At 47.5% G+C, this 12972-nt stretch carries 10 protein-coding genes and 1 pseudogene; 4 read left to right on the top strand and 7 right to left on the bottom strand.

The window, feature by feature from the left end; genetic code table 11:
• Positions 1-6: 6 nt before the first annotated feature.
• A complete protein-coding gene (locus HFD87_RS12990; RefSeq protein ID WP_167423527.1) occupies positions 7-3720 on the top strand; it encodes a reverse transcriptase domain-containing protein in 3714 nt (1237 codons plus the stop codon).
• 8 nt (positions 3721-3728) lie between these two features.
• A complete protein-coding gene (locus tag HFD87_RS12985; protein ID WP_167423526.1) occupies positions 3729-4163 on the top strand; it encodes a restriction endonuclease in 435 nt (144 codons plus the stop codon).
• Positions 4164-4446: 283 nt separating this feature from the next.
• On the opposite strand, the pseudogene HFD87_RS12980 reads toward HFD87_RS12985, so the two are convergent.
• From HFD87_RS12980 to HFD87_RS12950, 7 genes and pseudogenes are all read right to left on the bottom strand, one after another.
• Positions 4447-5219: pseudogene (locus tag HFD87_RS12980) on the bottom strand (primase-like DNA-binding domain-containing protein); the annotation flags it as partial.
• A gap of 485 nt (positions 5220-5704) precedes the next feature.
• Positions 5705-7171, bottom strand: coding sequence for an HNH endonuclease signature motif containing protein (locus HFD87_RS12975; RefSeq protein WP_167423525.1), 1467 nt, complete (start codon positions 7169-7171; stop codon positions 5705-5707).
• A 375-nt stretch (positions 7172-7546) separates the two neighbouring features.
• Complete coding sequence (locus HFD87_RS12970) at positions 7547-9877, bottom strand: phage/plasmid primase, P4 family (RefSeq protein WP_167423524.1); 2331 nt, start codon at positions 9875-9877, stop codon at positions 7547-7549.
• Positions 9878-9891: 14 nt separating this feature from the next.
• Positions 9892-10215: a DUF5375 domain-containing protein gene (locus HFD87_RS12965; RefSeq protein WP_010257717.1), complete on the bottom strand. Its 324-nt coding sequence runs from the start codon at positions 10213-10215 to the stop codon at positions 9892-9894.
• A complete protein-coding gene (locus HFD87_RS12960; protein WP_167423523.1) occupies positions 10212-10436 on the bottom strand; it encodes a hypothetical protein in 225 nt (74 codons plus the stop codon). Before HFD87_RS12960 ends, HFD87_RS12965 begins: the two co-directional genes overlap by 4 nt.
• The gene (locus HFD87_RS12955) at positions 10433-10972 is read right to left on the bottom strand and encodes a host cell division inhibitor Icd-like protein (RefSeq protein ID WP_167423538.1); all 540 of its coding nucleotides are present in this window, start codon (positions 10970-10972) and stop codon (positions 10433-10435) included. The genes HFD87_RS12960 and HFD87_RS12955 overlap by 4 nt, the downstream gene beginning before the upstream one ends.
• Positions 10973-11000: 28 nt before the next feature.
• The gene (locus tag HFD87_RS12950; protein ID WP_167423522.1) at positions 11001-11267 is read right to left on the bottom strand and encodes an AlpA family transcriptional regulator; all 267 of its coding nucleotides are present in this window, start codon (positions 11265-11267) and stop codon (positions 11001-11003) included.
• 532 nt (positions 11268-11799) lie between these two features.
• Between HFD87_RS12950 and HFD87_RS12945 the strand changes: the two genes are divergently transcribed.
• Together HFD87_RS12945 and HFD87_RS12940 are read left to right on the top strand one after the other, a co-directional pair.
• Positions 11800-12075, top strand: a complete 276-nt coding sequence (locus HFD87_RS12945; protein ID WP_167423521.1) for an ogr/Delta-like zinc finger family protein — start codon at positions 11800-11802, stop codon at positions 12073-12075.
• A 17-nt stretch (positions 12076-12092) separates the two neighbouring features.
• Entirely contained in the window at positions 12093-12905 is an 813-nt protein-coding gene (locus HFD87_RS12940) for a hypothetical protein (protein ID WP_167423520.1), read from the top strand.
• Positions 12906-12972 lie beyond the last annotated feature (67 nt).

Below are 12972 nucleotides of genomic sequence, written 5' to 3'. Positions count from 1 at the left end.
AGAAAAATGAAACTACTGGATAGAAAGTATTACAACCTCGAGCCTAAATCAGATTATCTCAAGGACCCATTTATTTTAGGACTAGCATGGAAAAAAACAGATGGTTTTGTGAGAACTCACAATTGGTATGCAGATCTTTTAGCGTTAGACAGGTGTGCTTTTGATATTAGTGATGAAGTCACTAGTTGGGCAAGTAAGGTCGAGTATGGGGATCTGTCCAAAAGTGATATTGAATTGATACCTGCTCCTAAAGGAGCGAACTGGTTCTTTAGTAAAGGGAAATGGATTACTAATAAAGATGATAGAAAGTTAAGGCCATTGGCTAATATATCTATTAAAGATCAGTCTTTTGCAACAGCTGTGATGATGTGTCTTGCTGACGCGTTAGAAACGAGACAAAAGGATTGTTCATTAAGTAATCTTGGCTATGCTGAGCATGTAAAAAATAAAGTAGTTAGTTACGGTAATAGGCTTGTATGTGATTGGGTAAATGAAAATGCAAGGTTTAGGTGGGGAGGGAGCGAATATTATAGAAAGTTCTCTGCCGATTATAGAAGCTTTCTACAAAGACCTATATACGTTGGAAGAGAAACAGTAAATAAAGTTAGTGGAATAGATGATGTCTATATTATCAGCTTAGATCTAAAAAATTTTTTCGGCTCTATAAAAATAAATATTCTGTTAGAAAAGCTTAAAAAAATATCTTCTAACCATTACGGTCATGGTTTTTTAGATAATGATAGCTTTTGGGATTTGGCGAGTGAAATTTTAAATTGGAAGTGGCCTGAGGATTGTTTATCTTTACTTGAAAGTTTAGATTTAAAAGAAATTGTTGGACTTCCTCAAGGTTTGGCATCGGCTGGAGCTCTAGCGAATGCCTATCTCATTGATTTTGATGAATCTTTAATTTCTAAACTTCGTAAAGAGATAGAAGGTAGCAAAATTATACTGCATGACTATTGTCGATATGTCGATGATATTAGGTTAGTGATTTCTGGAGAGGCGCTTGAAAGTGAAGAGATAAAGAATTCTATTCATGAATTAATTCAGAGTGTTCTCGATGATACGTTGGAACAAAATAAGCCAGATAAAAAGCAATATTTAGAAGTTAATAATAGTAAAACTTCTATTTTGATACTTTCAGATATTGATAACGAAAGTGGTCTTACAAATCGAATCAATGAGATTCAGCGTGAGATAGGAACTTCAAGTATCCCAGAACGTAATGGACTTGATAATAATATTCCAGCACTTCAACAATTATTACTCACTGAGCAAGATGGTTTTTTTAATGATGCCAATGGTTTATTTCCTGGGTTCAGCAATGATAAATCAATTAAAATTGAATCTTTGCGCAGATTCTCTGCCCACAGACTGCAAACAAGTTTAGCTAAAAAGAATAGGTTAATTTCACCTGGAGAGAGAAAGCAATTTGATAATGAATCTTCACTGATTGCAAAAAAATTAGTAATGGCTTGGCTAAAAGATCCATCGATTATGGTTATCTTTCGCAAAGCGATAACCATAAATCCTAACCTAGATGCTTATAGCACTATTCTTGACATTATTTTTTCTAGAATAAAATCTAATCGTGATGAACGTGATAAGTATATCATGTTATATCTTCTTTCTGATATATTTCGTAGTGTTGTTGATATATATCGAAATTTACATCCAGAGAGTGTCTCTAATTATAAAAAGTTAATGAGTGAAGTTACATCATTTGCCCAAAAACTACTTTCATGTAAATCTGAAATACCAAGCTATGCATATCAGCAAGCACTACTTTATCTTTCAGTGATCAATAAGCCGTTTATAGTTAGTAATAAAGCTTCCCCTAATCTTACTAGGCTTCAAAGCGTATTAATTAAACAGCATTTAGAACCATTAAATAGCAGTGATGGTTATCTATTTGAATTATCGGCTCAAATTAGTAAAGACTACCAAGCAAATGCAGCTTTTCTACTCTCTCATACAAATAATAATGAGGTGCTAGATTCAATTATCAACAAATTTGCTTTCCGGGGCGGGGAGTTTTGGAGCGCCATTTGGAAAGAAATTGTTAGAGCGAAAGACCAAGGAAAAGATAAAAATAAAAACAGAATTAACGCATTTAGATGGGCCATACCAAAAAATGAGTCAAGACCAAATGGTTCGGAGCATTATCTTTCATCAGTGATCAGCTTCAAGGAAAACCCATTTAAATACGAGCATGCGCTTCTGAAGTTAGGTGTAGCATTAGTTGATCTTTTTGATGATAAAGAGAAAAACTTATGGCAAAAAAATGGAAAGCAGTATTCCCCACATGAAATAAAGGTAAAATTAGACGATATCTCAACCTCATGGACTGAACTATGGCGTCCAGATGTTAATTTTTCATGTTCGATAGATAAAATAGGTAAAACAGCTAAAGACCCGCGATATGAAAGCCCTGAGTGGTTAGTCAAACCCCAGCAAAATCAATGTGATGAGCAAAAGCTTTATTGGGTGTGCAGTGTGCTAAGAAGTGCAGCTCTAGGTAATGTAGATTATACTCAGCGAAATGATTTAAAGCTCGATAGAGTAAAATATGATGGTATTCGTTCTCAGTTTTACAAGCGGCGCATGGGAATGTTACATACACCAGAATCAATTGTTGGTTCATATGGAACTATAACTGATTGGTTCGCGAGCTTTCTCCAGCATGGATTGCAATGGCCCGGTTTTTCTTCTTCGTATATAAACCAAGAAGATATATTGTCAATTACCAACCTTGGTGATTTTAGAAAATGTATGTTAGATAGGCTAGGCTACTTAAAAACACAAATATGTACTTCATCGAATGTTCCAACCTTACCTACTGTTGTAAGCAGGCCTGAGCTGGTATCAAACCATTTTAGAATTGTTACGGTTCAGCAATTATTTCCAAAGGATAAACATTTTCACCCTTCTGACGTGACACTGGATAATTCCGATGTGCGTTGGAAGCACAGAGAGCACCTTGCGGAAATCTGTAAGCTAACGGAGCAGACTTTAAATGCAAAACTTAAAAATGAGTTTAGGCATCATACAAGTACAGCTGACCTGATTGTCTTTTCTGAATTGGCTGTTCACCCAGACGACGAAGACATAGTGAGAGCGTTGGCATTTAGAACTAAAGCCATCATTTTTTGTGGATTTGTCTTCTGTGAGCATGATGGTCGAATAGTCAACAAAGCTCGTTGGATTATTCCAGACTCTACCGACTCAGGAACTCAGTGGCGTGTACGTGACCAAGGTAAATATCATATGACCAGTGATGAAGTGACTCTTGGTGTTCAAGGATATAGACCATCACAACATATTATTTCTATCGAAGGTCACCCAGAAGGACCATTTAAAATAACTGGTGCGATTTGCTACGATGCAACTGATATAAAACTTGCGGCAGATCTGAGAGATTTGACTGATATGTTTGTCATTGCAGCGTACAATAGAGATATAGATACATTCGATAATATGGCTTCAGCGCTTCAGTGGCATATGTATCAACATGTTGTTATTACAAATACGGGAGAGTATGGTGGTTCAACTATACAAGCCCCATACAAAGAGAAACATCATAAACTTATCTCTCATGCTCATGGGACTGGTCAAATAGCAATTAGTACTGCTGATATAGATTTAGCAGCATTTAGGCGAAAGCTAAAATCATATAGAAAGACAAAAACCCAGCCTGCTGGATTCAATCGTAAACATTAAGGGTTTATATGCAAATATTAGTTAACTTGGCTACAATTGCTTCTCCGTTAGTAAGTGCTGGGGTGGCTGTTTGGGCTATTTTAGTTGCAAAAGCAACTATCAGTGAGAGCAAAGAAATTGCAAAAAAAACTATTGCAGATACGGCCTATCAGGAATATTTACAATTAGCCATGGAAAACCCACATTTTTCTAAAGGCTACAGTGCAGATTGTAGACATGAGCGAGATCCTATGTATGACCAATATGTTTGGTACTTGGCCAGAATGATATTTTGTTTTGAGAAAATAATTGAGGTTGAAGGAAACTTTAAAGATGTATCTTGGGAAAAAACGCTGAAAAAACATTTAAATTTTCATTCTGAGCATTTTAAGAAAACTAAAGTAGTTGAAGAGGAACTCTATATTCCCACAATTTTGGATCTCATAAAATGCGCTGCTAATTAAGAACTAATCTCAATAGGACAGTATGTCACAGAATGAGCTCACTGGAGAAAATGAAAGATCCCAATATTTTTGGCTTGTTCTCCTTGTGGGCGGTAAGTGCTGAGATGATTGTCATCCCTGTTAGGCAGTAAACCAATTTTATTGGGATGTGTTTCATTATTGAGCGATAAGTTTGGTTTCACATCTTTATTTTCTACTATTCACTCATTTCCCACCTTTGCTGATAATATTATTAGCATCAAATATAAAACCAGCTCAAGCCGGTTTTTGTGGGTTAATGTTATCAGGCGCTACATGCTGGCAGCCAATCTGCCTCGCTGTCTTCATGTAGCGTAAGATTGGTCTGTATGCCCTTATTAGTACGGCGCTTCAGTAATAACTCACTCATACTCTTTCAGCGTCTGTGGCACAGCATGGCCGAAGGCTGTCAGGCTGAGCGGATGCTGATGTCCGCGCGATTCAATGAAGGACAGATACGCATCATAGAGATAGCGTTTCGGGTTTATAGGGCGAATATTGGCGTTACCAATAAACAGCACGTTCGGCGTGCTCAGCGGCATCAGGTAGCCACAGAAATCGACCAGCGGATCGGCCTGGCGCTTTATCTCCAGCGCTTCGCCGGATGACTGCTGTACCTGCAACAGCTCGCGCGCTTCATCAGTTAACGTGAAGCGCTGCATCAAATGGCGAACAATGACGCCCAGCTCGGCGCTGATTTTATCCAACAGCTGTGGGTCGCGCTCTTCGCCATTATTAGTATTACTTCCGAAAACGTAAGGATTACCCGGCGACGCGGAACGCCGCCGCTGTGGTCGGTAAAGCGCATTGGGTTTTTATTAACCGCCAGAATTACTGCCGGAATATGGGTTGAATAGGCGTCGCGATATTTGGGAGCGATGGCAAACGCATCGCCGCCGATAATCGCCTTCATGCCCGCGTCACCGCTGCTCCACTTTCATGGTCAGACAGGATAGCGAGGCCAATAACCGAGTAGCCAATTACCGCAGCGTGTTTGTGCGGCGATTCCAGCATTTGGATGGTCGCAGAGGTGCTGTTGCCCCAGCACTGCCAGCGCCATTAATAGCGTCTTGCAAAATCACAAACACAAAAAAGCCCGCAAGGCTTTTACCTTGCGGGCTCTCAGGACTTCGATAATGGCTCTGGTAACCATCAACCAAGAATTTGGTGGGCTGGCGGAGTCTGAATTTCGAATTTTTCTTTATGAATATAAAGGAAAATTCTGAATTCAACTTGCGAGCGTATACCAAAGCGTATACCAATTGCTTTTATTAACCCTCGTTATGGATGAGAGCATAATGTAGTTTCTCACATCAAATTCGCTAAAACGATGCGCATTTAATGTTACGTGAAGTAGATTGTAACGCTGAAACTTTGAACATTTCATTTTCAACAACTGCTCTCATTGTGCAAAGCAGTTTATTTTATTAAGTCATGTCTGCTATGAGCGAGGATCGGAGGTTGGTATTTACGCTCTCAGAAAAAGTGACTATAGCAAAATTTGCAATTCACTTTGAGATATCTTACGCCTCAAAGCTAAGCCAGCGTTCTAGCAGTCCCGATATATTCAGAGTAACTGAATGAACATTCAGTTTTTTACCCTCCAAGATACTTTTAGCAAAGTATGTGCAGTCAGGTTTGAAATGCACAGTGAGTGAATGAGGATTAATGCCCATCAAACCAGCATCAAAAAGACGATGCAAACAGGCAAGCATCAATAATCCGTTAGAAGTGTTATTGTTTCCTGTCCTTACTGGTTCAATGTGAGCGGCCTCTAAGGCTTCTCCGCTATTCGTTATGGCACAACGATAACCAAAGTTAGCGGCTACACGCTCTTTAAAATCGTTCTGATTGGTACGGGTACGAACAATACGATCAGAGAATAACGCTTGCTCAATAGATTCAGAGAGAGCGGGAATATAAGAAGCATCATTAGCAACTGAGTCAACAAGCTTTTCTAAGGGGCTTGTGATGGCGTTAGTTTGTTCAGGGAGAATCATCACTTCTTGAGGGCGTACAGGCGTTTCTATGAGATGTTTTGACGGCTTACAGACACTAAGAAATTCATGTGCCTGTTTAACATCCATGCCTTGCTTGGTTGCTTCACGTTTGAAAGCATCGACCATAGCAACGGTGTACCCATTTTCTGCAAACAACCTAATCCACTTATCACTAAAGCTTTCTGAAGTTTCGGCAACACGAATAGAAAAAGCCTCCTCTACTGTTTCATTTGATGGCAATACAGGCGGATCTATTACATTATCAGCAGCGGCAACTGGTGTTTCAATCTCTATGATTAATTTAGGTGTGCTTATGCTTGTGCGATGAATATCTTTAGTATGGTCTACAAATCTTCCAAAATATTCAAAATCAATTTTGCATTCGATGCATGAAATTGGACGCCTTATAAGGACTGCATCTATCTTTTTCTGTTCATTATCAGCTTGATTGGTTTCTTTCTGTTTGACTTTTGCTAGGTGTCGAGAGCTAGGTTTAATTATTTCGTCATTAAAAATTCCTCTATATATGGCCGGGGATGTTGATTTTTCCGCTGATTTTCTTTTTTCTTTATTGAATCGATCTAATGTTTCACCCTGAAAAATAGTTTTCGCTTTCTTCGTTGCTTGTTTTCTTGATAAACCGGATGAAATAAGCTCTAGCAAAATATTCGAATAAAGTTGAGGGTTATGTTTACGCTGTTGGTTATCTAACTTACGTTTTTGATTGTAAATTTCCATTTGCTCAGGATTTAAAGCTGCTCCTACACTACGGATAGTAACAGGTGCAGTTAACAGTTTATTGCCGTTCACATTCCTTTTTGCTTGTTCATTGCTAACTCTAACTTTAACTGTGGGAGATTCTATATGGAAATCATGGCGGCTATCATTTTGGGTGCTGAGCAGAACCTCTCTGACTTCATCGGGAATTGGCTTACCTTCACGGCTTGCTCTTCCCCATGCTTTGATAGCTTCTAAGCGTGTCATCTTCATGTGAGTACCTGAAAAATTTGGAGATATGAAAAAAGTATACAAATTATTCTTATCAACCGTCTATACATCCGACGGCAAGCACTGCAAGAGCTGATGTAAGTATCCATTTAAAACGAACTATAAATTTCTAAAGATTATCTAGCTCTATAATCCCCGCTTGTGGCACTTAGGGGAACAAATACATTATTCGCTTAATGAGAAGAGAACTGAGCTAAGAAAAAGATTTTACAAAAAACTCTTCACACTGTTCACTCTACGTTTTTATTTATATATATCAGTTCATTACCTGATGAATGATAGGTGTAGGGTGAAGGGTATCATTCATCACCGGTGAAGTTCATGCATAAAAAAACCGGCTTTCGCCGGTTCTGATAGTCATGCTACTGAGGGGGCGTCGCATTTTGGCAGCCAGTCGGTGCTGCTTTCTTCCGTCAGGTCAAGGTTGGTCTGCATCCCCAGCTTTGTCCGCCGCTTCATGTAGTGCTGTCCGTATTCCCGCATGATGCTCTCCAGCGACAGGCCGAACATCTTCATGCTGAGCGGATTCCTGTAGCCGTTGGCCTCCATATAGGCCAGATAGGCATGGTAGAGGTAACGTCTGGGCTGAAGCGGCCTTATGCTGGCGTTCCCCATGTAGAGCGCGTTTGGCTCCGGCGTGGTGAACAGGTAGCCGCAAAAGTCCACCATCGGATCTGCGTCGCGCTTGATGCGCATGGCTTCGTCGGAGTTCTGCTGCGACTGAAGCAGCGACCGGGCCTGCTGTGGCTGGCTGAACTGCTGCATAAGCTGGCGCACGATAACGGCCAGCTCACCGCTGATTTTTTCCTTCAGCTGCGGGTCGCGCTCGTCTGCCGGGATGATTTCCGGGAAGTGCAGAATAACCCGGCGGCGCGACACGCCCCCGCTGCGGTCGGTGAAGCGCATCGGGTTGTTGTTCACCGCCAGAATCACCGCCGGAATGTGGGTTGAGTAGGCGTCACGATACTTCGGGTCCACGGAGACTGCATCGCCGCCTGTGATGGCCTTGATTCCTGCACCGTCGCCGCTCCACTTTTCCTGGTCGGGCAGGATAATCAGCGAATACCCAATCACAGCCGCGCGTTCACGGGACGACTCCAGCGTTTCAATGGTGGCTGAGGTGGTGTTGTCCGTTCCGGCCAGCATGGTGGCGATTTCCGCCATGATGCTTTTGCCGCTGCCGCCGGGGCCGGTGACCTCCAGAAACAGCTGCCAGTCATAGCGGTTCGCCAGCACCATAAACAGCGCGGCCAGAATAATGTCGCGTTTGGCCGGGTCCCGTCCGGCGGCGCGGTCGAGCCACTGCCAGAAGTGCGGCGCATGGTCTGCCAGCGTTTCACCCTGAACGGGCTTTGTGTAGTCCACCTCGCTGACCGTGCGCAGCCAGAAGTCTTTACTGTGCGGGCTGAAGCCGCCGGTGCGGGTGTCCAGCACGCCGTTACGGAATCCAATCAGGCGGCGCGCCGGGTCGGCCTGCTGCGGCAGCATCAGCTTCAGCGTGTCCACCACGCCCGAAATCTTGCCCGCCGAAAACGGCGCGCGCAGGCGCTGAAACAGCTTTGCCACGTCGCGCTCAAACTGCTTCCCGGAAATCACCTTCCACGCGCCGGAACGGTAGCGGGACAGAATTTCCCCGCTGGCGTCCACGGCCAGCGCGCTGCGGTAGTGCTCCGCAACTCGCTCCGCCTTTTCACTGGCGCTCATGGCCGAAAACTCCGCCTCGCTCATCTCGTCGAACGGACTGGCGGCGGGTGGCGTGGCGGCTCCGGCCAGCGCCCGCCGGGTGCTTTCCTCACCGTGCTGCATGAAGGCGTCATTCCAGTCGCCGAACACCGGCGGCAGGGCCACGGCGGCGCGGCTGGCTTCGGCGGCCTGCTTTGCTTTAGCCTGGCCGTCGCCGTTCAGGTCGCGGTCGGCGGCAATCAGTAGCGGCAGCGCGGCGTGCTTTTCACGGGCAAGGCCAGCCAGAGAAAGGAGATTGACGGACGACAGGGCAATCCACACCTCATCCCCGGTCAGGTTGTGCACCGTCAGGCCGGTGGCGTAGCCCTCCGTCAGCCAGATGCGCGCTGCCGGTTTGCCGGTGCTGAGAATGTAGCATGCGCCTTTTACCTGTCCGCCCTTCAGCGTGCGCTTTTCACCCGCGGCGTTAATCAGCTGCACGTTCACCAGCTGGCCGCCCGTATCGTGCAGGGGAATGAGCAAATCACCGGCACGATAGGCCGTGAGTGCGACTTTCTGCGGCTTCGCCAGCGTCAGGCAGGACTGCTCCGGCCAGCCTTTGCGGGACAGGTAGGCGTTGCCGGTTGCCTGCTGCGCGGTGCTGACCAGATGCTGTGCCTGCTTCACGGCGGCGGCACGGGCGGCTTCGTTATCTTCGCCCGCGCTGGCGGCAGGCGTGCTGTCCACCGGTGGCAGGCTGCCGGTCAGGCCGTTTACCCGCGCAGCGGCTTCGGTCAGGCTCAGTGAGAGGGCCTTTTTCACCAGGTCCATGCCGTCACCGGCACCGCACTGATTACAAATCCACGTGCCGCGTCCCTCCTGGTCGTCAAAGCGGAAGCGGTCGGTTCCGCCGCATACCGGGCAGGAGGTATGGCGGTTCTTCACCACCTTCACGCCCAGCGCGGGCAGGATGCGGGGCCACTGGCCCCGCGCGGCTTTTGCCGCGTCAGATACGGTCATTTTCATTGTTCTTTTCTCCCTCAATGCAGCACCGGCGCGTCTTTGAGACGCCCGCAGAGTTCATCCATCACCACCTGTCCCAGAAAGCTCAGGCACGGGGCCGACTTGAGCGGCCCGGCGGCCAGCAGGTCGTCGAGCAGCGCGCAGGCAATTTCCTGGCCGCGCTGGCGTCCGTGCTGGCGCAGATAGAAGCCTTCCAGCTCTGTTTCAATGGCGTGTTCAAGGCGTGCCAGCGTCAGGCCGGGATAGCGCTTCTGTTCGCGGCAGACGGTCAGCCAGGCGCAGGCCACCGCGCGGCGTGAAAGTGCGGAATGCAGTTCGGGGGAAAGGGTACGTGTGCTCATGGCTCAACCTCCCCGTTCATCCAGCCGTCCTGACAGCGGTTTACCACTCCGTCCAGCTGCTCGGTGATGAGGAAAATAAACGAGTTCAGCTGCGCCTGCTGTGTTGCCGGTGGCTGCTCGTGGCACTCCTGAAGCAGGGTCATGTCACTGATAAAACGTCCGGCGTTGCGAAGGTGCTCAAGGCGTAACAGGTCGGCGTGGGAAATGGTGGCGTGAGTCATGCACACACCTCCCAGACCGGCAGGCGGGCGGCAAGGGACAGTACGTAATCGCGGGCCAGCGGCAGGCGGGCGGCGCGTTCGTCAGCGGCAACGGTGCGGAGCATGTGGATACGCTGCTGGCGTTCAGTACGGCGCACGGCGGCAAAGACGAAAACAAACTGAGGGCATGGGGAATTAAGGACTGTAGCCATGATGGCAGTCTCCCTGAAGTAGCGGTTATCGCCACCACCGGAGTTCCTACGCTCACTGGTGGTGACCCGAACGGGGGTAGGAATACCGGCCTTCAAGGAAACCGGCCAGCCCGAAGGCTGCCCCGCCCGGGCCACCATTACGCAGACGGCACAACGGATACAGAACCGTTGCCCGAGTAACGGGTGCACAGAGGCAAAGACACAAAAAAAGACGCATGGCGCGTCTGGTGTCGCCTTGAAGTAACTCGGGTTCCTACGCCCGGCTGCCGATTTTGCGACAGCAGAAAGACTGTACCAGGGAATAGCCCCGGCGCGCAAGCCGGGGAACAAAGGAAAATGCAGCATGACGGTAAATCTCAACAGTTGGTGAAGATCATGCTGCACGTTCCTGACCGCGTGCTGCGATGCGTGTATTCATCCAGGCGCTAACTTCGCTGGCAAGCCACGCGACGTTCTTGCCGCCAAGCGACACCTGCGCCGGAAAAGCGCTGCGACTGATTAGGTCGTAAATGGTTGAGCGGGACAGGCCGCAGACATGGATCACTTCCGGAAGGCGCATAAAGCGTTCCTGGACCGGGAATGAAACCGGCATGACAGGGGCCGCCGGGGCGGATGAATGAGCGTTTGAAGTCGTGTGCATGAGCTACCTCTTATGTATCCGTTAAGTGCCGCACAGATGTGTACGGCATCGGGTAGCTCTTTATTTTGCGAATATTTTTGCCGGTGACAACAACAGAAATCTGCCTGACCGGCCACATAAAAACCACACAAAAAATGCGTGTACGTGAATAGTACCAGACTGCACCAAAAAGTACTGATAAGGTTTTATCCAATAATTTTAGGTCCAATATAAGAAAGCCTTTAAAACCAATCGTTCTAAAGAATTAATAAGGCCAAAATCCTGCTGATGAACGATGGTGAACAGAGGGTGAAGGATTACTCTTTCACTCTTCACCTCTTAATTAACTGTATTTATTATTTTTTTCTCTCTGGTGAAGAATAGTGAAGGATTTATATAAAACTGAAAGCTGATAACAGGCTTCAGTGAGACCTTTTCCTGGCTCGCCAGAAGTAATGCTTTTGTCTGGTCCGTCATACAACGCCCTCCGGTAGAAGCCGCTGTGCCAGACCCGGCACAATTGACTTACTTAAACCAGCCGACAGGAAACGAGATGGCACTGAATTGTCCCGAATGTGGTCAGGTGGCCTACACCCGCACCAGTGCTTATGAAGCGCCCTCCGTAAAGCGTACCTGGTACCAGTGCCAGAACCTCGACTGCTCCTGCACGTTCACCGCGCTGGAGAGCGTCGAGAAAATCATCATGAAGCCGCACAGGCCCAGGGTCGCAGAGCCGGAACAGCAGAATGACGTACCGGTTCGCCAGCCGCAGACGCTGGGCCGCTATGGTTCAGCAAGCGCCCGCAAAGACCGCCACGCACAGCCCTGACAGAGAGGAAAAACAGCATGACACAGCAGCAGATGACCGACGAACAGATTCAGGCCGCCGGTAACCGTATCGGTACGGCGCAGGCCAGAGCACAGCGCCCACTTAAGGAAGCCGGATGGCTCCTGCGGTTACCTGAAGCCGACGTAATCAGCCACACCACCGAGCTGGTAAAGGGACTGTCCTCTGAATGGCGGCTGCGTATCGAAGACCTCAATACAAAGATGCTGGCCTGGCTGGAGGCAAGACAGGCCGAAAACGCCGCCACTGAAAATCTCAGCGTGCTGCGCCAGCGTAAGGCCGAAATGGAGCAGGCAAGCCGGGACAACCGGGCACGCTTCCGTGAACTGCTGGGACAGAATGGCGGCAGCGTCACGCCGGAAATGAAGACGCTGCGCGCGGAGTATCTGGAACAGCAGGAAACGGCATCAGACCTGGCCGGGCTGATTGCCGAAAAGGAAAAGCAGCTGCCGGTGCTGACAGACGTGACCGGGCGCAAGGCCAACGCTTACGTGTTCTGTCATGAGGGCATCACGGATGAGCGCATTGATACGCTTATTGATGACTTCTTTATCATTCACGGCGCAGAGCTGAGCAGCCTGCTCAGGATGAAGTACAGCCAGTTTGAACGGAATGGCTCAACGCATGCACCGGGGGTTATCGAAGGCGCGAACGATGCCGACACGCTGTACCGCGTATATGTCCAGAACCTCATTAAGCGATGGACGAGCGTAAATCAGCCGCTGATGTTCCGTGATGACGTGCTGAGCGTGAGCGGTGCGCATCCTTTCCGGGGTGCCAGAACCGACCGCCGCAAACGTAAACTTTTCTGAGCCTCAGACTCAGAAACTCACCGAAGCCCGGCCCGTGCCGGGCTTTTTTACGTCCGCTGCGTGAGTG

The sequence above is a fragment of the Pantoea sp. EKM21T genome (genome assembly GCF_011800405.1).
In the GTDB taxonomy this organism is placed as follows: domain Bacteria; phylum Pseudomonadota; class Gammaproteobacteria; order Enterobacterales; family Enterobacteriaceae; genus Pantoea; species Pantoea agglomerans.
This window is presented reverse-complemented; position numbering and strand designations above follow the sequence as displayed.